Source organism: Pseudomonas sp. SWRI50 (assembly GCF_014269095.1).
In the GTDB taxonomy this organism is placed as follows: domain Bacteria; phylum Pseudomonadota; class Gammaproteobacteria; order Pseudomonadales; family Pseudomonadaceae; genus Aquipseudomonas; species Aquipseudomonas kermanshahensis.
Window position 1 is genome coordinate 1 of the sequence record NZ_JABWRW010000023.1, and the last position, 20,866, is coordinate 20,866.

The 20,866-nt window shown below is 62.5% G+C and carries 23 protein-coding genes; 12 read left to right on the forward strand and 11 right to left on the reverse strand.

What is annotated here, in order from left to right; translation table 11 throughout:
* Nucleotides 1–195: 195 nt before the first annotated feature.
* Entirely contained in the window at nucleotides 196–1,083 is an 888-nt protein-coding gene (gene rhtA / locus HU750_RS21080) for a threonine/homoserine exporter RhtA (protein ID WP_186682167.1), read from the forward strand.
* Between the two features lie 191 nt (nucleotides 1,084–1,274).
* Nucleotides 1,275–1,556, forward strand: a complete 282-nt coding sequence (locus HU750_RS21085; RefSeq protein ID WP_027596536.1) for a hypothetical protein — start codon at nucleotides 1,275–1,277, stop codon at nucleotides 1,554–1,556.
* Between the two features lie 59 nt (nucleotides 1,557–1,615).
* On the opposite strand, the gene HU750_RS21090 is transcribed toward HU750_RS21085, so the two are convergent.
* Nucleotides 1,616–3,424: an aminopeptidase P family protein gene (locus HU750_RS21090; RefSeq protein ID WP_186682169.1), complete on the reverse strand. Its 1,809-nt coding sequence runs from the start codon at nucleotides 3,422–3,424 to the stop codon at nucleotides 1,616–1,618.
* Between the two features lie 227 nt (nucleotides 3,425–3,651).
* Between HU750_RS21090 and HU750_RS21095 the strand changes: the two genes are divergently transcribed.
* Both HU750_RS21095 and HU750_RS21100 read left to right on the forward strand, forming a co-directional pair.
* Nucleotides 3,652–4,764: a DUF3182 family protein gene (locus tag HU750_RS21095; protein ID WP_186682171.1), complete on the forward strand. Its 1,113-nt coding sequence runs from the start codon at nucleotides 3,652–3,654 to the stop codon at nucleotides 4,762–4,764.
* On the forward strand, nucleotides 4,748–5,518 hold the full coding sequence (locus HU750_RS21100; RefSeq protein ID WP_186682173.1) for an alpha/beta hydrolase family protein: 771 nt from the start codon (nucleotides 4,748–4,750) through the stop codon (nucleotides 5,516–5,518). Before HU750_RS21095 ends, HU750_RS21100 begins: the two co-directional genes overlap by 17 nt.
* Here HU750_RS21100 and HU750_RS21105 read toward each other — a convergent pair.
* A complete protein-coding gene (locus tag HU750_RS21105; RefSeq protein ID WP_027596540.1) occupies nucleotides 5,515–5,877 on the reverse strand; it encodes an antibiotic biosynthesis monooxygenase in 363 nt (120 codons plus the stop codon). The genes HU750_RS21100 and HU750_RS21105 overlap by 4 nt on opposite strands.
* Before the next feature lie 107 nt (nucleotides 5,878–5,984).
* Nucleotides 5,985–6,968, reverse strand: coding sequence for a GlxA family transcriptional regulator (locus HU750_RS21110; protein WP_085274186.1), 984 nt, complete (start codon nucleotides 6,966–6,968; stop codon nucleotides 5,985–5,987).
* Between the two features lie 82 nt (nucleotides 6,969–7,050).
* Between HU750_RS21110 and HU750_RS21115 the strand changes: the two genes are divergently transcribed.
* Nucleotides 7,051–7,599, forward strand: a complete 549-nt coding sequence (locus tag HU750_RS21115; protein WP_186682175.1) for a cysteine hydrolase family protein — start codon at nucleotides 7,051–7,053, stop codon at nucleotides 7,597–7,599.
* Nucleotides 7,600–7,624: 25 nt separating this feature from the next.
* On the opposite strand, the gene relB is transcribed toward HU750_RS21115, so the two are convergent.
* The gene (relB, locus tag HU750_RS21120) at nucleotides 7,625–8,188 is read right to left on the reverse strand and encodes a type II toxin-antitoxin system RelB family anti-toxin (RefSeq protein ID WP_099429969.1); all 564 of its coding nucleotides are present in this window, start codon (nucleotides 8,186–8,188) and stop codon (nucleotides 7,625–7,627) included.
* A gap of 83 nt (nucleotides 8,189–8,271) precedes the next feature.
* On the opposite strand from relB, the gene HU750_RS21125 reads away from it, so the two are divergent.
* From HU750_RS21125 to HU750_RS21155, 7 genes are all read left to right on the forward strand, one after another.
* Complete coding sequence (locus HU750_RS21125) at nucleotides 8,272–9,222, forward strand: DMT family transporter (protein WP_186682177.1); 951 nt, start codon at nucleotides 8,272–8,274, stop codon at nucleotides 9,220–9,222.
* A 150-nt stretch (nucleotides 9,223–9,372) separates the two neighbouring features.
* Nucleotides 9,373–12,288 carry a monovalent cation/H+ antiporter subunit A gene (locus tag HU750_RS21130; RefSeq protein WP_027596545.1) on the forward strand — a complete coding sequence of 972 codons (2,916 nt, stop codon included), beginning with the start codon at nucleotides 9,373–9,375 and terminating at the stop codon, nucleotides 12,286–12,288.
* Nucleotides 12,288–12,632, forward strand: coding sequence for a Na+/H+ antiporter subunit C (locus HU750_RS21135; protein WP_003250128.1), 345 nt, complete (start codon nucleotides 12,288–12,290; stop codon nucleotides 12,630–12,632). Before HU750_RS21130 ends, HU750_RS21135 begins: the two co-directional genes overlap by 1 nt.
* Nucleotides 12,629–14,308, forward strand: coding sequence for a monovalent cation/H+ antiporter subunit D (locus tag HU750_RS21140; protein ID WP_186682179.1), 1,680 nt, complete (start codon nucleotides 12,629–12,631; stop codon nucleotides 14,306–14,308). Before HU750_RS21135 ends, HU750_RS21140 begins: the two co-directional genes overlap by 4 nt.
* Nucleotides 14,305–14,793 carry a Na+/H+ antiporter subunit E gene (locus HU750_RS21145; RefSeq protein ID WP_027596547.1) on the forward strand — a complete coding sequence of 163 codons (489 nt, stop codon included), beginning with the start codon at nucleotides 14,305–14,307 and terminating at the stop codon, nucleotides 14,791–14,793. The genes HU750_RS21140 and HU750_RS21145 overlap by 4 nt, the downstream gene beginning before the upstream one ends.
* Nucleotides 14,790–15,068 (forward strand): K+/H+ antiporter subunit F, encoded by a 279-nt coding sequence (locus HU750_RS21150; RefSeq protein WP_003259015.1) that lies wholly within the window; start codon nucleotides 14,790–14,792, stop codon nucleotides 15,066–15,068. Before HU750_RS21145 ends, HU750_RS21150 begins: the two co-directional genes overlap by 4 nt.
* Nucleotides 15,065–15,430 (forward strand): Na+/H+ antiporter subunit G, encoded by a 366-nt coding sequence (locus HU750_RS21155; protein ID WP_186682180.1) that lies wholly within the window; start codon nucleotides 15,065–15,067, stop codon nucleotides 15,428–15,430. The genes HU750_RS21150 and HU750_RS21155 overlap by 4 nt, the downstream gene beginning before the upstream one ends.
* A 12-nt stretch (nucleotides 15,431–15,442) precedes the next feature.
* Here HU750_RS21155 and HU750_RS21160 read toward each other — a convergent pair whose 3' ends face one another.
* From HU750_RS21160 to HU750_RS21190, 7 genes are all read right to left on the reverse strand, one after another.
* Nucleotides 15,443–15,655 carry a hypothetical protein gene (locus HU750_RS21160; RefSeq protein WP_027596549.1) on the reverse strand — a complete coding sequence of 71 codons (213 nt, stop codon included), beginning with the start codon at nucleotides 15,653–15,655 and terminating at the stop codon, nucleotides 15,443–15,445.
* The gene (locus HU750_RS21165; RefSeq protein WP_027596550.1) at nucleotides 15,652–16,122 is read right to left on the reverse strand and encodes a hypothetical protein; all 471 of its coding nucleotides are present in this window, start codon (nucleotides 16,120–16,122) and stop codon (nucleotides 15,652–15,654) included. Before HU750_RS21165 ends, HU750_RS21160 begins: the two co-directional genes overlap by 4 nt.
* Before the next feature lie 510 nt (nucleotides 16,123–16,632).
* Entirely contained in the window at nucleotides 16,633–16,827 is a 195-nt protein-coding gene (locus HU750_RS21170; RefSeq protein ID WP_186682183.1) for a hypothetical protein, read from the reverse strand.
* Nucleotides 16,828–17,008: 181 nt separating this feature from the next.
* Complete coding sequence (locus tag HU750_RS21175) at nucleotides 17,009–17,413, reverse strand: TraR/DksA family transcriptional regulator (RefSeq protein ID WP_027596552.1); 405 nt, start codon at nucleotides 17,411–17,413, stop codon at nucleotides 17,009–17,011.
* Between the two features lie 332 nt (nucleotides 17,414–17,745).
* Nucleotides 17,746–18,519 carry an enoyl-CoA hydratase gene (locus HU750_RS21180; protein WP_099429973.1) on the reverse strand — a complete coding sequence of 258 codons (774 nt, stop codon included), beginning with the start codon at nucleotides 18,517–18,519 and terminating at the stop codon, nucleotides 17,746–17,748.
* Between the two features lie 13 nt (nucleotides 18,520–18,532).
* Complete coding sequence (locus tag HU750_RS21185) at nucleotides 18,533–19,660, reverse strand: acyl-CoA dehydrogenase (RefSeq protein ID WP_027596554.1); 1,128 nt, start codon at nucleotides 19,658–19,660, stop codon at nucleotides 18,533–18,535.
* An 8-nt stretch (nucleotides 19,661–19,668) separates the two neighbouring features.
* Nucleotides 19,669–20,862 carry an acetyl-CoA C-acyltransferase gene (locus HU750_RS21190; protein WP_186682185.1) on the reverse strand — a complete coding sequence of 398 codons (1,194 nt, stop codon included), beginning with the start codon at nucleotides 20,860–20,862 and terminating at the stop codon, nucleotides 19,669–19,671.
* Nucleotides 20,863–20,866 lie beyond the last annotated feature (4 nt).

The window sequence follows — 20,866 nt, forward strand, 5'->3', positions numbered from 1 at the left end:
CAACACTGCCTGAATCGATTAACTCGTTGATACTCAAGGAGTTTCTCGTTCCAATCACGCTGGAAGTGGGGCGCATTATAAGGGGATTCGAAACCCCGTCAACCTTTAATTTCAAAAGCGTGACATCTTGCCCTCTGCCCATGTAAGTGCGCACTATAGTGCACACCCTACCCGCCCAAGGATCGCCGCGCAGAGATGAACACCCAACCCCGCAGCCTGGCCGCTACTCTCTTCCCTATCGGCCTGCTGCTGATCGCCATGGCATCCATACAGTCCGGTGCCTCACTGGCCAAAAGCATGTTCCCCATCATCGGCGCCCAAGGCACCACAGCCCTGCGCCTGATCTTCGCCAGCATCATCATGCTGCTCATATTACGCCCATGGCGCGTCCGCATGACCGCCAACACCCTGCGCAATGTCATCATCTATGGCATGGCACTTGGGGGCATGAACTTCCTCTTCTATATGGCGCTACAAACAGTACCTATCGGTATCGCCGTGGCACTGGAGTTCACGGGGCCACTGGCGGTGGCGATCTTCTCCTCGCGCCGTCCTATCGACTTTCTCTGGATCGCGATGGCGATCGCCGGGCTTCTACTGTTGCTGCCAGCAGGCGATGGCGGCCAGGCTTTGGACCCGGTAGGCGCTGCGTATGCCTTGGGTGCAGGGGTGTGCTGGGCGCTTTATATTCTGTTCGGGCAACGCGCCGGTGCCGAGCACGGCATCCAGAGCGCCGCCCTCGGCGTCGTGGTCGCCGCCCTGTTCGTTGCCCCCATCGGGGTAATTCATGCCGGCAGCGCACTGCTCACCCCAGCGGTCATCCCGATGGCACTGGGTGTCGCGATACTGTCCACCGCCCTGCCCTATAGCCTGGAAATGGTTGCCCTGACCCGCATGCCTGCGCGCACGTTCGGCACCTTGATGAGTATCGAGCCGGCGTTTGGCGCACTTTCAGGCCTTCTGTTCCTCGGGGAGGTGCTGAGCACCACCCAATGGCTCGCGATTCTCGCCATCATCGTCGCGTCGGTAGGCACCACGTTGTCAATGCGCCAGACGCCAACCCCACCCGTCGCCGCCGACTGATATGAGAACTATTTTCATTTAAGACGGGATTAGTGATTGTAGCGGCCCGTCTCGCTGATTAAGCTGTCACACAGAATCAATCACTTTACGCGATCTGGTGGACCGAAGACGGACGCTGGGGATTTTTCAGGAAGACAGCAGTGACAACGACAGGGCCCGACAAATGATCCGCCCTGCATTTAAGGAAGGGAATGAAACGTATTTTGCTCATTCTGGCCATTTTGGCTATTGCTGGATGTGCCGCCACGGCCAAGACTGAGGTCAAAAAGGGGAAGAAAGGCCTGCATATCAATTGCTCCGGCCTCTCCTCATCGTGGGATAACTGCTACAGCAAGGCCGCCACCTCCTGCAGCACCCGCGGTTACAAAGTCATTGCTCGCTCCGGCGATACCGACGAAGAGCAAGGCGATTACTTGTTCGGTATCAATCCAGCTGGCTATACCAGCCGCAGCATGATCGTCATCTGCAAGTGATGACCACCAGGCATTGAGCTCAAAGGGCAGCGCGAGCGCTGCCCCTTGTTTATTTGCCATCACAGCGGCGCGGTACGCGCCTGCAGCCATGCCAGGGCCTCGCCCTTCAACAGCGGCGCAAGACGCTCATGCACCGTCGCGTGGTAACGGTTCAGCCACGCCAACTCTTCCTTGGCAAGCAGCTCGGGCAACAGGCAGCGCGTGTCGATCGGGCAAAGCGTCAAGGTCTCGAAGTTCAGGAAATCGCCGAACACACTCTTGCCCGCTTCCCGGCTAACCACCAGGTTCTCAATGCGTACGCCCCACTCACGCGGCCGGTAAGTACCCGGCTCGATCGAACTGATCATGCCCGCCTGCATGGCCGTCTGTGGCGTAGGCGCCGCCTGATAGGCAATCACCTGCGGCCCTTCGTGGACGTTCATGAAGTAACCCACGCCATGGCCGGTACCGTGGCCATAGTCCACCTGATCGGCCCAGATCGGTGCCCGGGCAATGGCATCGAGCAGCGGCGAGAGGATCCCGCGGGGGAAGGTGGCGCGCGATAGCGCAATCATGCCCTTGAGCACACGCGTGCAATCCTGCTTCTGCTCAAGCGTAGGGTTACCCACCGGCACCATCCGGGTAATGTCGGTAGTCCCCCCCAGGTACTGCCCCCCGGAATCGATCAGCAGCAAACCGTCACCTTCGATGATGGCATGCGATTGCTCGGTGGCGCGGTAATGAGGCATCGCACCATTGCCATTAAAGGCGGCAATGGTCGAGAAACTCAACGACACGAAGTCTGGACGGCGAGCACGGGCGGCGCTCAATCGCTCATCGACCGTCAGCTCGGTAATGACCTCATGGCCCAGAGACGCCTCGAACCAGGCGAAAAACTCGCACAAGGCGGCGCCGTCCTGCTCCATGGCCCGGCGAATATGCACAAGATCATCCTCACCCTTGCACGACTTGCTCAGCGTGGTGGGGTTGACCCCCTCGACCAGCTCAACGCCTGAGGCCAGGTTTTCCAGCAAACCGCAGGTGACCCGCGCCGGGTCGAGCAACAGGCGACTGCCTGAAGGCACGGCGCCCAGGGCCTGACCGATTTCGGCATAGTCACGCACCTCAATGCCATCAACCGCCAACACTTGGCGCAGATGCTCATCGACCTTGTCCTGGCCAACGAACACCGTCGCCTGCTGCTGACTGATCAGGGCAAAGGAAACAAAGACTGGGTTGTAGGACACATCGCTGCCACGCAGATTGAAGAGCCAGGCGATATCATCCAGGGTGGCGATGAAATGCCAGTCAGCGCCCTTGGCCTTCAAGGTCTCACGCAACTGAGCGAGTTTGTCTGCCCGGTTCTGCGAGGCATGCGGCGGCAAGTGTTGGTAGACCGGGTTGCTCGGCAGCGACGGGCGCCCCTCCCAAACCTTGCCAAGCACGTCCTTGTCCGTGACCAGCCGCACATCCCGGGCCTTCAGACGCTCGCTCAGCAAACGCGCCGACGCCAAGGCCATGACAGCACCGTCCACTGCCACGACACCCTGTGGCTCGACATGCTCACCCAGCCATTCCAGCGCGCCCGGCTTGCCTGGCAGCAGCTTCATCAACTCGATGCCGCTGCCTGCCAGCTCGTGCTCGGCCTGCTCCCAATAGCGGCTGTCAACCCAGAGCCCGGCAAACCCCGCCGTGACCACCAGCGTGCCGACCGACCCTTGGAAACCGGACAGCCATTGACGCCCCTGCCAGAAACCAGGCAGGTACTCGGAAAGATGAGGGTCGGCCGAGGGCACCAGCAGCGCATCGACCCCCTCTGCGGCCATGGCCTGACGCACCCGCGCCAGGCGCTCCGGCACAGCTTGCTCTATCGTGGTCTGAACGTTCATGCGCACTCCTGCGAAAACATCTCTACTGATTTCAGACCATCGATAATGGTACAGCCACCCCTACCCTGCAATCACTGCGACCGGCCTGCGGCATGCATTGCCCATCACGCCCTCAGCAATCAGGACATTTCCTACAGCAGAACCAGGACCACCGATCACATCCTGCTGAACTTCCCAAAAACCACGGCTTCACACCAAGTACATTCATTGCAGACAGGCCACCCCCTATGCCCGCTGCCGGTGACGCGAAAACCGCCGTTGTGCTGCTCGACACCCGCCAGCACACGCCTGACCATGAACATGCTGTACACCTCAAGCTTGCCGATGGCCTGGCGCAACTGTTGGGTTGCGCACACGTGTATCTCGACCCGCCCTCCACGCCCAGCGACCGCTACTACTACCTGCCGACCGAAACGCTGATCGACCCGCAGCGCCATGCAGCCTTGGGTATCCGCACCGAACAGGACCTGTTCGGCGGGCTGGTCGCTTTTCCTTATATGGCGACCAAGGCGATTTCCCACCCGCTGCCGGCCGCCGCCAGCTTCCCCCCAGGCTGGACCGACGCCTTCGCCCTTCAGGCCAGTGATGCGCTGTTGCGTGGCTATACCGTATTCAGCAAGGCCGACGCTCGCAATGCCGCACGCTTGCTCCTGCTCGATGGCCCGCTACGGATCAAGCCAGTACTGGCCTGTGCCGGGCGGGGGCAGCAGGTCATCGACACACTGGATGCGCTGGAGCCGTTACTGGCCGACATGGACGACCAAGACCTGGCCGTCTGGGGGTTAGTGCTCGAAGAAGACCTGAGCGAGGTGCAGACCTTCAGTGTTGGCCAAGTGCGTGTCGCGGGCCTGACCTGTAGCTACCACGGCACTCAGCAACTGACGCACGACCACCAAGGCACAGAGGTCTATGGCGGCTCTGATCTACTCGTGGTGCGCGGTGACTACCAGGCGTTGCTACAGCTGCCGTTGGAAGACCACCTGCGCCTGGCGATCAACCAGGCCATGGTCTACGAACGTGCCGCGGAGCAGCACTTCCCAGGCTTCGTGGCGTCAAGGCGTAACTACGACATTGCCCGCGGCACCAACGCCCAAGGCCATGTACGCAGCGGCGTGCTTGAACAATCCTGGCGTCTGGGCGGTGCCAGCAGTGCAGAACTGCTGGCCCTGCAGGCCTTCGCTGCTGAGCCGACACTGCAGCGGGTGCGTGCTTCGACCCATGAAGTGTTCGGCACGCCCGACCTGCCCACTGACGCCACTCTCTTCTACCAAGGAATCGACAGTGAACTCGGACAACTCAGCAAATTTGCGCGGATCCGCGAACATGAGCATTCAGAGTGAGACCATTGAGCTGCACGTCGAGAATGACAGCATCGTCGGCACCCTGGTCAGCCCTGGCAGCAAGATGCCCGGCATACTCTTCGTCCACGGCTGGGGCGGTAGCCAGCAACGCGACCTGGCCCGCGCCCGACACATTACCGGGCTGGGGTGCGTGTGCATGACCTTCGACTTGCGCGGGCACGAAAAGACCGAAAGCCAACGCCTGACCGTCAGCCGCGAACAGAACCTCAACGACCTGCTGGCAGCCTACGACCGCCTGGTCAGTCACCCCAGCGTGGACAGCAATTCCATCGCCATCATTGGCAGCAGCTATGGCGGTTACCTGGCCACCTTGTTGACGCGGTTGCGGCCAGTACGGTGGCTGGCAATGCGGGTGCCTGCCCTGTACTGGGACGATGAGTGGGACACCCCCAAGCAAACCCTTGATCGGCAGCGGCTGAACGCCTACCGCCAGCGCCAGCTTGGCCCGGCGGACAATCGCGCACTGGCCGCGTGCGCCGAATTCGGCGGCGATGTGTTACTGGTGGAGTCCGAGCATGATGACTATGTCCCCCACAGCACACTGATGAGCTACCGCTCGGCATTCATCAGCGCCCATTCGCTGACCCACCGCATCGTCGACGGTGCCGACCACGCCTTGTCCAGCGAAGAAAGCCAGAAAGCCTACAGCTCGATCCTCACGTCGTGGGTCAGCGAGATGGTCATTGGCGCACGCCTGGACCGCTACCCACACTACGCGCCCTGGTATGCCTAAGGCTCACCGACCTGGCAGTGCAAGCCACCGTCGGCATTGCGGACCAGGCTGCGCAATGTCTGGTAAGCCGCGAAGTTGACGCCCCGCGCCTGATGCTGGCACAGCAGGTCGAGAAAGGGTTCTTCAACGAAATGGTCGGCGGCCGCCGCCCATGCCTGGCGCGATTGCCACTGCAGGTACTGGAGAACCCGGCTGCCATCGTCACTGGCCTGGATGCTCACGCCCTGCAAGCCCTCACAACCTGCGGCCAACGCTTCGCTGCGCACCACCAGGGCCTGGGCCAACGCCACTTGCTGCAGCGCAGGCACCTCGTATTCGATCATCTGGGTAAACCACAGAGAATGAGGCGTTGCCGTCATGAAAAGTCTCCTTGCTCCGGACGCCAATGGCGTGATGGTGAGCAGGGTAAAACCTCAAGTTAAGTCAAGGTCAAGTGTTTTTTGCTGCCGTACGAGCGGTCGCTGGTTCAACCTGAAACCGCAAAGCGTCGTCGATATTCACTGGGCGTCAAACCGGTGATGCGCTGAAACACTTTGCGAAAAGCGCCGGGGTCCTGATAACCCACACCCCAGGCGATTTGTTCGACATTGCGCCGGGTAAATTCCAGCAACCGACAGGCGCGCCCAACCCGTACTTGCTGGCAATACTCGGTCGGGCGTAAACCGGTGGCAGCCCGAAAGCGCCGCAGAAAGGTCCGCTCCTCAAGGCCTGCACAAGCGGCCATGGCGGCCAGGTCGGCATCCTGTCCACCATTGCCCTGTAACCAGTGCTGCACTTTGAGCACTGCCTCATCGCCATGGTCCAGGCGGGGGTTGAACAATGCCCCCGGCAACGGCGCCGCCACGGGCTCGACAGCCAGGTAGCGAGCCGTCTCGCGCGCCACCGTCGCCCCCATGAACCGCTCCAGCAGGCGCAAGCCCAGCTCGGTCCAGGCCATCAGCCCGGCCGACGTCATGATGTCACCGTCGTCCAGCAGCGGCTGGTTCGCCTCCACCCGCACCAGGGGAAAACGCTGTGCAAGCGCTTGCACATAGTTCCAATGGGTACAGGCCGGGCGCCCGTCGAGCAGCCCACTGGCCGCGATGAAAAACACGCCGATGCACACCGACGCCAGCACCGTGCCGCGCCCATGGAGCTGATTCAAGGGCAGGCGATGGCGCGCAAGCAGCTCAGCGTGTGGCGCCGAGTCCAGGCTTGGCGGAATGATCATCACCCTCAGCGCCGTGGCCGCCTCAGAGCCACTATCCTCAACCCACTGCAACAACCCCGCTTCATCGACCTGCCAGTGGCTGACGCGGATCTGCGGCAGCTCGACAGCGCCCAACTCGGCGGCAACTCGGTTGGCCACCGTGAACAGGTCGGTCAGGCCATGCACGGCCGCACGCTGCGCCCCTGGGTAAAGCAGCAGGCCGATGTCCAGGCGCGCAGGGTTGTCAGTTTTTGCCCTCATTGTGTCGGTCGTGCCAATCCTCAGGTCGAAGCGCACAGCCTATAACTATCGTCATCCAACGACCACTGCCGCAGGAGGCAACATGAGCAAGCAAGCACTGATCATCATCGACATCCAGAACGACTATTTCCCCGGTGGCAAATGGGCCCTCGACGGCGCAGACCAGGCAGCCGACAACGCCGCCCGGCTGTTGGCAGCCGCGCGTGAGCGGGGCGACCTGGTGGTGCATGTGCGGCATGAGTTCGAAAGTGCCGATGCGCCGTTCTTCGCACCGGGCTCCCCCGGCGCGGCCATCCACGCCAAGGTGCAACCCAAGGCGGGCGAGCCGGTGGTGCTCAAGCACAAGGTCAATGCGTTTCTCGGTACCGACCTCAAGCACACGCTGGACCAGCAAGGGATCGAGGCACTGACCATCGTCGGCAGCATGAGCCACATGTGCATCGATGCAGCGACCCGCGCCGCCGCCGATTATGGCTACGACGTGACTGTGGCTCACGACGCCTGCGCGACCTTGCCGCTGGAGTTCGATGGCAAACAGGTGCCGGCGGCCCATGTACACGACTCGGCAATGGCGGCCCTGGCGTTTGCCTACGCCAAGGTGGTGAAGACCGATGAGCTGCTCGGCAAATGATCGCGCCTTGCCTTTAAAGCGAGTGTCAGATCACCACATTTCGCACAAAGCGCACCGCCACGGCGCCATCGTTGCGGTAGGCGTAGCGGCAGTTGCTAGGGAAGACATGAAACTGGCCAACCTGCAGGCAATACTCGGCCTGCTCGATGACTAATGTGAGCTGCCCTTCGGCCACGTAGATCTGCTCGCTCCAGCCATCGGCATCGGCCTCGCTGACATAGCACTCGCCCGGTGCCAGGGTCCACTCCCAGAGTTCGACCTCACGCCGGGCGGTGCTGCTACCCAGCAGCACTGCCTTGCTTTGCGGATGCTCACCGGCCCAGGCCAGTTCGTCGATGCGGCTGGGGTCGCGCCGCTCGGGCGCCTGGATCAACGTACTGAACGCCACCCCCAAGGCCTCGGCGATCAAATCGAGCGTAGTAAGGCTGACATTCTTCTCACCCGCCTCGATCGCCACCAGCATTCGTCGGCTGACGCCAGAACGCTCGGCCAAGGCAGACTGGCTCATACCCGCTGCGTGACGCAGGCTGCGTACGTTGAGGCTAACATGCTGTAACACCGATGCCCGGTGCGTGGAATTTTTGTGCACTGTATTGCTCGCTGATCGTGACTGCGCAGTATACTGCCCACTTGGCGCAGATTGTGCGCCGCCCCCTCCGAGTGCGCAAGACCATGAACCAACCCACCTGCAAGCCCTATACACGCGTTTCTTTGCGCCTGAGCAAAGCCGAACTGATGCTGGTATTCATCACCATGCTGTGGGGTGGCACCTTCTTGCTGGTGCATAACGTGATGACGGTCAGCGGCCCGATGTTCTTCGTCGGCCTGCGCTTTGCTGCGGCGGCGTTGTTCGTTGGCGCGATCTCGGCGCGCGCGCTGTCGGGGCTGACCTTTACCGAACTCAAGGCGGGCGTACTGATCGGCGTCTCGATCATGCTCGGCTACGGCTTGCAGACCATGGGCCTGCAAACCATCAGCAGCAGCCAGTCCGCATTCATCACCGCGCTGTATGTGCCCTTCGTGCCGTTGTTGCAATGGCTGGTGCTTGGCCGTCGCCCCGGCCTGATGCCAAGCCTCGGCATCTGCCTGGCATTCCTTGGCCTGATGCTGCTGGCAGGGCCGGAAGGCGGCAGCTTGCACTTCAGCGAAGGCGAGATGGTGACCCTGGTCAGCGCCATCGCCATCGCCGGCGAGATCATCCTGATCAGCCGCTATGCCGGCCAGGTCGATGTGCGCCGCGTGACCGTGGTGCAGCTGGCTACCGCGTCGTTGCTGTCATTTCTGATGATCGTGCCGACCCAGGAGCGCCTACCGGACTTTTCCTGGCTGCTGGTGATGAGTGCGGTGGGGCTCGGCGCCATGAGCGCAGTGATCCAGCTGGCCATGAACTGGGCACAAAAGTCGGTTTCACCCACCCGCGCCACGCTGATCTATGCGGGCGAGCCTGTGTGGGCCGGGATCGTTGGGCGCATCGCCGGCGAGCGTCTGCCCGGTGTGGCGTTGATTGGCGGGCTGCTGATCGTGATCGCCGTGGTGGTCAGTGAACTGAAGGTGCGCCGCCCCCGCGAAAGCGCCACAACGCGCGAAGCGCAGGATGAAGCCGAGCACCAAACAGGCCTGTAAACCGGCCAACTCCAGCTATGCTTTGTAAAAAACTGTTATAAAAAAATACCTTGTAACACCGTATTTGTACGATTCTGCGACAGCTTGCGTGTTGGTGATCAACTGCTCGGCACGTATGATCCTTGGCAAACCTCTCCAGAATAGAACGCTATGTCCTTGATAGTGCTATTGCTTCTGCCGTTCGTGGGCAGTTGCCTGGCAGCCGTGCTGCCGCACAACGCACGAAACGCCGAGTCCATACTCGCCGGGCTTGTCGCCTTGGTCGGTACGGTCCAGGTAGCACTGCTGTACCCCCAAGTTGCCCACGGTGGCGTGATTCGCGAGGAATTCCTCTGGCTGCCCAGCCTGGGGTTGAACCTTGTATTGCGCATGGACGGCTTCGCCTGGCTGTTCTCGCTGCTGGTACTGGGCATCGGCACACTGGTGTCGCTGTACGCCCGCTACTACATGTCGCCGCAGGATCCGGTACCGCGCTTCTTCGCCTTCTTCCTCGCGTTCATGGGCGCCATGCTGGGCCTGGTGATCTCCGGCAACCTGATCCAGCTGGTGTTCTTCTGGGAGCTGACCAGCCTGTTCTCGTTCCTGCTGATCGGCTATTGGCACCACCGCGCCGACGCCCGCCGCGGCGCCTACATGGCGCTGATGGTCACCGGTGCCGGCGGCCTGTGCTTGCTGGTCGGGGCGCTACTACTGGGCCATGTGGTCGGCAGCTACGACCTGGACAAGGTCCTGGCTGCCGGCGACCTCATCCGCCAGCACGCGCTGTACCCGGTGCTGCTGCCTTTGATCCTGATTGGCGCCTTGAGCAAGAGTGCGCAGTTCCCCTTCCAGTTCTGGCTGCCCCACGCGATGGCAGCACCCACGCCGGTCTCGGCCTATCTGCATTCGGCAACCATGGTCAAGGCCGGGGTGTTCCTGCTGGCGCGGCTTTGGCCTGTGCTGTCAGGCAGCGAGGAGTGGTTCTGGATCGTCGGCGGCGCCGGCGCCATCACGTTGCTGCTCGGCGCCTTCGCCGCGATGTTCCAGAACGACCTCAAGGGCCTGCTGGCCTACTCCACCATCAGCCACCTGGGCCTGATCACCCTGTTGCTGGGCCTCAACAGCCCGCTGGCAGCGGTCGCCGCGGTGTTCCATATTCTCAACCATGCCACCTTCAAGGCCTCGTTGTTCATGGCCGCCGGCATCATCGACCACGAGAGCGGCACACGCGATATCCGACGGCTTAGCGGCCTGATCCGCCTGGTGCCCTACACTGCGACCCTGGCCATGGTAGCCAGCGCTTCGATGGCCGGCGTGCCGCTGATGAACGGTTTCCTGTCCAAAGAGATGTTCTTCGCCGAAACGGTATTCATCAGCTCCACCGCCTGGGTCGAAACCGCCCTGCCGGTAATCGCCACCCTGGCCGGTACATTCAGCGTGGCCTACGCCCTGCGCTTCACGGTCGATGTGTTCTTCGGGCCACCCGCCCAAGACCTGCCCCATACCCCCCACGAACCGCCGCGCTGGATGCGTGCGCCGGTCGAGTTGCTGGTGCTCACCTGCCTGGTGGTCGGTATTTTCCCCGCGCAGTCAGTAGGCCCGCTGCTGGCGGCGGCAGCCCTGCCGGTGGTGGGCGGTACGTTACCGGAATACAGCCTGGCCATCTGGCACGGCTGGAATGCACCCTTGATCATGAGCCTGATCGCCATGAGCGGCGGGATCGTGCTGTACCTGCTGCTGCGCAAGCAGTTGCGCCTGGGGCGCTTCCCTTACCCGCCGCTGATCGAGCGCTTCAATGGCAAGCGCCTGTTCGAGCATGGCCAGGTCCACCTGATGCTGCTGGCCCGGCGAATCGAAAACCTGCTGACCACGCGCCGCCTGCAATCGCAGTTGTTCATGCTGGTGCTGGCGGCGTTTCTGGCCGGCCTCACGCCCATGCTCTACAGCGGCCTGACCTGGGGCGAGCGCCCGAAAATCCCGGGCTCCGGTGTATTCGTCGCACTCTGGCTGATCGCCATCGCCTGCGCCATCGGCGCCGCCTACCAAGCCAAGTATCACCGCCTGGCCGCCTTGATCATGGTCAGTGTCTGCGGCCTGATGACCTGCATCACCTTCGTCTGGTTCTCGGCGCCCGACCTGGCCCTGACTCAACTGGTTGTGGAAGTGGTCACCACCGTGCTGATCCTGCTCGGCTTGCGCTGGCTGCCGCGCCGTATCGAGGGCGTTTCGCCGCTGCCCGGCAGCCTGGAGCGCGCCCGCATGCGTCGCCTGCGCGACCTGTTGCTGGCAGTGCTGGTGGGCGGCGGCATGGCGGTTCTGTCCTATGCCATGCTGACCCGGCCGACCCCCAACGACATTTCTTCGTTCTACCTGAGCCGCGCCCTGCCCCAGGGCGGCGGCACCAATGTGGTCAATGTGATGCTGGTCGACTTCCGTGGCTTCGACACCCTCGGTGAAATCACCGTGCTGGTCGCCGTGGCCCTGACCGTATTCGCCCTGCTGCGACGCTTCCGCCCACCCAAAGAGAGCATGCAGCTGCCCGCCCAGCAACGCCAGCTGGCGCCCGACGTGGTCACTGACCTGATCAACCCGCGCCACGCTACGGACACCGCGCTGGGCTTCATGATGGTGCCCGCGGTGCTGGTGCGGCTGTTGCTGCCGATCGCCCTGCTGGTATCGATGTACCTGTTCATGCGCGGCCACAACCAGCCGGGCGGCGGCTTTGTCGCAGGCCTGGTGATGTCGGTGGCGTTCATCCTGCAGTACATGGTCGCCGGTACCCAGTGGGTCGAAGCGCAGATGAGCCTACGCCCACTGCGCTGGATGGGCACTGGCCTGCTCTGCGCGACCCTGACCGGGGTAGGCGCCATGCTGCTCGGCTACCCCTTCCTGACCACGCACACCGCCCACTTGCACCTGCCTGTGCTGGGTGATGTGCATGTGGCCAGCGCGCTGTTCTTCGACGTCGGCGTGTACACCGTGGTGGTCGGCTCGACCCTGCTGATCCTCACTGCCCTGGCGCACCAATCGGTGCGCGCCTACCGCCCGGGCAACCCGTCGAAATCCAGCCAAGCAGGAGCCGCCTGATGGAAGAAGTCATTGCAGTCGCCATCGGTGTACTGGCCGCCTCCGGGGTGTGGTTGATCCTGCGCCCACGAACCTACCAAGTGATCATGGGCCTGTGCCTGTTGTCGTACGGGGTCAACCTGTTCATCTTCAGCATGGGCAGCCTGTTCATCGGCAAGGAACCGATCATCAAGGACGGCGTCACTCAAGACTTGCTGCACTACACCGACCCGCTCCCGCAGGCGTTGGTGCTGACTGCCATCGTCATCAGCTTCGCCATGACCGCGCTGTTTCTGGTCGTGCTGCTGGCCTCGCGCGGCTTGACCGGTACCGACCACGTCGATGGCCGGGAGCGTGACGAATGAGTGGTATGAGTCAACTGATCGTCGCGCCCATCCTGCTGCCCCTCATCACGGCGGCGATCATGCTGTTGTTGGGCGAGAAACACCGGCGCATCAAGGCGCGGCTTAACCTGCTGTCCACCTTCGCGGGCCTGGCCATCGCGGTCAGCCTGCTGCTGTGGGTCCGTACCCAGGGTCAAGCCGAATCGATCGGTGTCTACCTGCCGGGCAACTGGCCTGCACCGTTTGGCATCGTGCTGGTGGTGGACCACCTGTCTGCCTTGCTGCTGACCCTGACCGGCATCATCGGCTTCAGCGCCCTGCTGTTTGCCCGGGCCCGCTGGGACAGTGCCGGCGCCAGCTTCCACGCGCTGTTCCAAATCCAGCTGATGGGGCTGTACGGTGCCTTCCTGACCGCCGACCTGTTCAACCTGTTCGTGTTCTTCGAGGTGCTGCTGGCCGCATCCTACGGTTTGCTGCTGCATGGCTCGGGGCGTGCCAGGGTCAAGGCGGGCCTGCACTATATCGCCATCAACCTGTTCGCTTCGTCGTTGTTCCTGGTGGGCGCGGCGATGCTCTATGGCGTGACAGGCACCCTGAACATGGCCGACCTTGCGCTGAAGATCCCGCTGGTGCCAGAGGCCGACCGAGGCCTGCTGCATGCGGGCGCCGCAATCCTCGCCATGGCGTTTCTGGCCAAGGCCGGTATCTGGCCGCTGAATTTCTGGCTGGTGCCGGCCTACGCTTCGGCCAGCGCACCGGTTGCCGCGCTGTTCGCGATCATGACCAAGGTCGGCCTGTATGCCGTGCTGCGCCTGTGGACGCTGCTCTTCTCCGGGCAGGCCGGCGCCTCCGCGCAGTTTGGCGGCCAGTGGCTGGTGTACGGGGGGCTGGTCACACTGGCTGTGGCCGCGGTCTCGATACTGGCCGCACAGCGCCTGGAACGCATGGCTGCCCTGAGCATCCTGGTGTCCGCCGGCACCCTGCTCGCGGCCGTTGGCTTTGCTCAGCCGGCGTTAACGGGTGCGGCCTTGTTCTACCTGGTCAACTCGACCCTGGCGTTGTGCGCGTTGTTCCTGCTCGCCGAACTGGTCGAGCGCTCGCGTTCAGCCAATGAAGCGCCGCTGGATGACGAAGAAGATGCCATGCCTTCGCCCCTGGAGTCGCTGCACCCACCCAAGGGCATCAACCTCGATGACGAACAAAAGGTGGTGATCGGCCAGATCATCCCCTGGACCATGGCCTTCCTCGGCCTAAGCTTCATCGCCTGCGCGCTGCTGATCATCGGCATGCCACCACTGTCGGGCTTCGTCGGCAAACTCAACCTGATCAACGCGCTGTTCAACCCGTTGGGGCTGGGTATAGCGCCGGAGCAACCGCTGACAGCGGCAGGTTGGGGCCTGGTGGCACTGCTGGTGCTGTCCGGCATGGCGTCGTTGATCGCCTTCGGCCGCGTGGGCATCCAACGTTTCTGGAAGCCCGAAGAGCGCCCCTCGCCGCTGCTGCGTCGTTATGAATGCCTGCCAATCGTCATCCTGCTGGGCCTGTGCATCATCCTCAGCCTCAAGGCCGAGCCGCTGCTGCGCTACACCCAGGACACAGCGGCCAGCCTGCAGGCACCCGATACCTACATCAAAGCGGTGATGGCCGCTCGGCCAATCCCCGGCCCGACCTCCCTCGACGTGGAGGTACTGCCATGAAGCGCCTGTTTCCCGCCCCACTGCTGTCGGTCTCGCTATTCGGCCTGTGGTTGCTGCTGAACCTGTCCGTCAGCGCCGGCAACCTGCTGCTGGGTGCCATCCTCGGCATTTTTGCGCCACTGTTGATGGCCCCCCTACGCCCTCAGCACGCCCATGTGCAGCGGCCTTGGGTGATTGCCAAGTTGATTGGCCGGGTCGGCCTGGATGTGATCGTGTCCAACCTGCTGGTGGCCCGTGGCGTTCTGCGTGCGGGCAAGCAGCCGCCGCGCTCGGCATTCGTGCACATTCCGCTGGCCTTGCGCGATGCCCATGGCTTGGCTGCCCTGTCAATGATCACCACGGTGGTACCTGGCACGGTCTGGTCCGAACTGGCGCTGGACCGCAGCGTGCTGTTGCTGCATGTGTTCGACCTTGAGGATGAAGCCGCCTTCATCGAGCATTTCAAGCACACCTACGAACGCCCGCTGATGGAGATTTTCCAATGACAGGCCTGCTCGCCAACGCTGTACTCGCCAGCCTGTTCATCTTTGCCCTGGCCATGGCCCTGGCACTGATCCGGTTGTTCCGCGGCCCGTCCGCCCAGGACCGGGTGCTGGCACTGGACTACCTGTACATCCTGGCCATGCTGACGATGCTGGTGCTAGGGATCCGTTATGCCAGCGACACCTACTTCGAAGGTGCCCTGCTGATTGCACTGTTCGGCTTTGTCGGCTCGTTCGCCCTGGCCAAGTTCCTGCTACGTGGTGAGGTGATCGAATGACCGAAGCGCTACAACTGCCCTTCTGGCTTGAACTGGTCACCGCTGCGCTGCTGCTGATCGGCAGCCTGTTCGCCCTGATCGGTGCCGTGGGCCTGGTGCGCATGAAGGATTACTTTCAGCGCATGCACCCACCCGCTCTAGCCTCCACCATTGGTGCATGGTGTGTTGCCCTGGCCTCGATCATCTACTTTTCGTGGCTTAAAGAAGGGCCCGTTCTGCACGCCTGGCTGATCCCGATCCTGTTGTCGATCACGGTGCCGGTCACCACGCTCTTGCTGGCCAGGGCTGCGCTGTTTCGCAAGCGGATGTCCAAAGAGGCGGTACCTGAAGAAGTCAGTAGCGGCAGCGACCGTGGCCATTGACCGGTTGCAGCCTCACCCCTGGCTGAGGCGCTGCAACTCACGCCGCACCATGGCGGCATACGGTGGCGGGCTGAGTCGATAGAGCTCGCCTGCCACCCAGTTCAGCCAAGCGCCTTGCAGCGCTTCACGCTGGGCCAACAGCCGTTCGGCTTGCGCCAGCGCATCCGCCTGGTGCTGGTGATGAAACTCTGCACGCGACACAGGCGCGTTGTCGCGCTCGGTCATTCACTGGCCTTGAATGTGGTCAGCTCACCCTTGCGCCACTTCGCGACTTTGCCAGTCACTGCCTTGAGCAGCTTACCCAGCCCTTCCTGCACTTGCTGTTGCGCAGCAAAGACCAGCATCACGCCATTGCCTTCGCGCAACACGACGCCCTCGCCTTCAGGCACGGAAACAAAGGCGTAGTCGCCAACACCGTAGACATTGAACTTGATGTCTCGAAAGCGCATTTCCAGCTTGCCACCCTCGCGGCTGGGCAATACCGCAGCGCGGAAGTGATCGCCAACCTTCAGCTCCAGACGCTGTTTGTCATCGACCACCAATGCGCTTTCGGTGTCGATTTCGGCCATGTACAGGCCTTCAGGACTTTGTTCGGTGACATAAACAAAGCGGCCCTGGAACAGCTGGGCCAATTTACCGCGCAAATCGCCCAAGGCGAACAAGGCGTGAGTATCAAGTGTGCTGACTGCCAATGAAGTGATCCTCAATCGGTTACATCCCGCCCCCACACACGCTCAGTGAGGCACGGCCATTACATATCGATAGGCGAAAAGAGTAATAAAGCGATGCGCTGATGTCTGTATCCGCTGGCACTGTAGCCTGCAGGAATCTTTACTCTGGCTTGCCAGATATGGCCTAAGTGCAGGTTTTCGGCAAATTCCCCACGTGGGAAGCGTAATGCCTGACAACAAACCCGCCAGAAAAGATGCGATAGGTAGTTGCAGAGCGCTCGACAGAACGGGCTCTGAAATCCATCAGCGCATTACTGGGGAAGGAATATGCACGAAAACACCGAAATCCGTCGAGAGGCAAAGAACATTTCTTACATCGCCAGCACTCATGCAGCGCCACGCTACGTTGTCATACCCGCAGGTGTCCGCTTCTTTCATGTCACCGAAAGCGCCACGGGCAGGGTCAAGGGGTTTCGCTGCCGGCATCAGGACGCGTGTGAGCTGGCCCGCCATCTGGAGCAATGACGGCCGTCAGGCGGCCAGGCCTTTTTTGAGTTGCTGCATCCAGGCCGACTGGCATTCCAGCGCCTCGTCACGGGTGGCGAACGCCGTACCACGGCGCTCGCCATTGACCAGCACCACCCAACAAATACGCTTGCCCAGCGCCTGCAGGGTGGCAGGTACCCCCGAGCCAATCATCACGGCTACATCGACACGGCTATTCATCATCCCCTCCGGAATTTAATTAGCACCCTAACGATAAAGCCATGATACGCCTGCCTGCACGGAGGAAACAGCGCATCTCGGTACAGCAGTGTTACGCCACAGGCAACAAATCCGGGCATATCACGCACAAACGCAAAAAGCCCCAGGGATTGCTCCGTGGGGCTTCACGCACTGCGCGCGATCAGACCTGGCGCTGGTGGCGGTCGAGCTGCTCGTGGCGTTCCTGGGCTTCGATGCAGTACTTGGTGGTCGGGCTGATCAGCAAACGCTTCAGGCCAATCGGCTCACCACTGTCATCGCACCAGCCGAAGCTCTCGTCAGCGATACGGTCCAGCGCCATTTCAAGCTGTGGCAGCAAACGCTGGTCGCGGTCGATGGCATTGACCAACCAGCTACGCTCTTCTTCTACCGAAGCCACGTCAGCAGGGTCCGACGGAGTGTCCAGGCCCTCGATGGTGGCACGGCTCAACTCGATGCGCTCATGGGTTTCGACTTTCATCGACTGCAGCAGGCCAGTGAAGAAGGCGAGCTGATCAGCGTTCATGTAGTCATCGGCCGACATGGCCAGCAACTGTTCCTTGGTCATCGATTTCTCTATGAAAAATGTGCATTTGGGCGATTCGGGTGCCGCCGACGCCAGTGCATCAGCAGCGGAATTCTTCAAGCGCCAACCGGCACTCTTTTACAGGGGGCGGCAGTCTAAGGCGCCACGTCGCGTGGAGCAACTGCAATCGGAGGCGAATTTGATTCGATTGACCAGAATCCGCTGGTCGGTGCTCGGGTGGCAGGCGGTACAGGCGCGTCTGGGCTGATGGGCGCCTGCCTTGGGTTATGCATAGCCCATGAGATCGAGCGCCGCCCGCGCGGCGCTCGATCTCCCAGACGCCACCCACCTCACGCCATACCCTACAGCCAGGTTCAACGATCCTTGAACTGTGCCTCGCGCTTGGCGATAAAAGCGCTCATGCCTTCCTTCTGGTCTTCAGTGGCAAAGGCCGCATGGAACACCCGACGCTCGAAACGCACCCCCTCACTCAGGGTCACCTCAAAGGCCCGGTTGACACTTTCCTTGACCATCATGCTCACCGGGATCGACTTGCTGGCGATGGTCGCCGCCACCTTCAAGGCTTCTTCGACCAGCTCAGCCTGCGGCACCACGCGCGCCACCAGCCCCGCACGTTCGGCCTCCTCGGCGCCCATCAATCGCCCTGTCAGGCACAGTTCCATGGCCTTGGCCTTGCCCACCGCGCGGGTCAGCCGCTGGGTGCCGCCCATGCCCGGCAACACCCCAAGGTTGATCTCAGGCTGGCCGAACCGGGCATTGTCCGCTGCCAGAATGAAGTCGCACATCATCGCCAGCTCACACCCGCCGCCCAGGGCAAACCCGGACACCGCCGCAATGATCGGTTTGCGCCGATTGGCAATTCGGTCTGCGTCACTGAACAGGTCGTCGACGTAGATCTGAGGGTATTGGAGGTCGGCCATTTCCTTGATATCGGCACCTGCGGCAAAGGCCTTGGCCGAGCCGGTCAGCACCACGCAGCCGATGTTCGGGTCACGCTCGAGCTGGTCCAGGGCCTGGTTGATCTCGCCGACGATCTGCGCATTGAGCGCATTGAGCGCCTGCGGCCGGTTGAGGGTGATCAGGCCGACCTTGCCGTGGATGTCCAACAGGATGGTTTCGAATGCCATGCAGACTGCTCCTTCAAAGATTGCGCGCAATGACCATGCGCTGAATGTCGCTGGTGCCTTCGTAAATCTGGCAGACCCGAACGTCGCGGTAGATCCGCTCCAGCGGGAAGTCACTCAGATAGCCATAACCGCCCAGGGTCTGCAAGGCGTCCGAACAGACCTTTTCGGCCATTTCCGAGGCAAACAGCTTGGCCATCGACGCCTCCGTCAAAGCCGGCCGCCCGGCATCACGCAAGGCCGCGGCGTGCAGCACCATCTGCCTGGCCACGGCAATGCGCGTGGCCATATCGGCCAGGCGGAAGGCCACGGCCTGGTGCTCGATCAACGGCTTGCCGAAGCTCTGCCGCTCCTTGGCATAGTCGCGGGCCACCTCGAACGCAGCCCGAGCCATGCCGACCGACTGCGACGCAATGCCGATACGGCCCCCTTCAAGGTTGGCCAGGGCAATCTTGTAACCCTGCCCCTCTTCACCCAGGCGATTGGCGACCGGCACCCGCACGTTGTCGAAGACGATCTGGCAGGTGTCCGAGGCATGCTGGCCGAGTTTGTCCTCGACCCTGGCAACCTGGTAGCCCGGCGAATCGGTCGGCACGATAAACGCCGTGATGCCACGCTTGCCCGCCTCTGGGTCGGTAACCGCGAAAACGATGACCACGCCGGCGTTTTGCCCGGAGGTGATGAACTGCTTGCTGCCGTTGAGCACGTAGTGGTCGCCGTCCAGGCGTGCGCGGGTCTTCAGGCTGCTGGCATCGGAGCCGGCCTGGGGCTCAGTGAGCGCGAAGGCGCCGATCATCGCGCCGCTGGCCAGCGGCGCCAGAAACTGCTGCTTCTGCTGCTCGGTGCCGAATTTCAGGATGGGCACGCAACCCACCGAGTTGTGCACGCTCATGATGGTCGAACAGGCACCATCGCCTGCGGCGATTTCTTCCAGGGCCATGGCGTACGCCACATACCCTGTGTCACTGCCGCCGTACTGCTCCGGCACCAGCATGCCGAACAGGCCCAGGGCGGCCATCTCGTCGATGGCTTCCCGCGGGAAGCGGTGGGCCTTATCCCATTGCTCAGCAAACGGCCGCAGGCGCTCCTGGGCAAAGTCACGCACGGCGTCGGCGATCTGTTGTTGCTCGTCAGTTACCAACATGGTTCACCTCAATACAGGCATTCGACGGCCATGGCCGTGGCCTCGCCACCGCCGATGCAGATGGCCGCCACGCCACGGCGCAGGTTGTTCTGGCGCAGGGCCGACAGCAAGGTCACCAGGATGCGCGCGCCTGAGGCGCCGATCGGGTGGCCCAAGGCGCAAGCACCGCCATGGATATTGACCTTGTCGTGTGGCAGGTCGAGGTGTTTCATGGCCGCCAGGGTGACCACGGCAAACGCTTCGTTGATCTCGAACAGGTCCACCTCGGCCAGGTTCCAGCCGGTGCGTTTCATCAGTTTATCGATGGCCCCGATCGGCGCGGTGGGGAACAGCGCGGGCGCATCGGCAAAGGCCGCATGGCCATGGATCACGGCCAAAGGTTTCAAGCCGCGCTTTTCGGCTTCGCTGCGGCGCATCAGCACCAGCGCAGCAGCGCCGTCGGAAATCGAACTGGCGTTGGCGGCCGTCACCGTACCGCCTTCACGGAAGGCCGGTTTAAGCTGCGGGATCTTGTCCAGGCGCGCCTTGGGCGGTTGCTCGTCATCCGTGATGACGCGTTTTTCCTTGCCCTCGGTGACTTCCACCGGAACGATCTCGGCGCTGAAACGGCCCTGCTTGATCGCGTCCTGGGCGCGGGTCAGCGAGCTGATGGCAAAGGCATCCTGGGCTTCGCGGCTGAAAGCGCCAGCCTGGGCGCAATCCTCGGCGAAAGTGCCCATCAAACGGCCCTTGTCGTAGGCGTCTTCGAGGCCATCCATGAACATATGGTCGATGATCTTGCCATGGCCCATGCGGTATCCACCCCGGGCCTTGTCCAGCAGGTAGGGCGCGTTGGTCATGCTCTCCATGCCACCCGCCACCACCACATCGGCGCTGCCGGCCAGCAGCAGGTCATGGGCCATGATCGCGGCCTGCATGCCCGAACCACACATCTTGTTCAAGGTGGTGCAGGTGGTGTGTTTGTCCAAGCCGGCGCCCAGCGCTGCCTGGCGCGCGGGGGCCTGGCCCAGGCCTGCCGGCAGCACGCAACCGAACAGTACCTGTTCGACGCTGGTGGCCTCGATGCCGGCGCGCTCGACGGCGGCGCGGATCGCCGCGGCCCCCAGCTGCGGTGCGGTGAGGCTCTTGAGGTCGCCCTGCAGGCCGCCCATGGGCGTGCGCACGGCGCTGACGATGACAATCGGGTCGTTGGCGAGGGTCATGTTC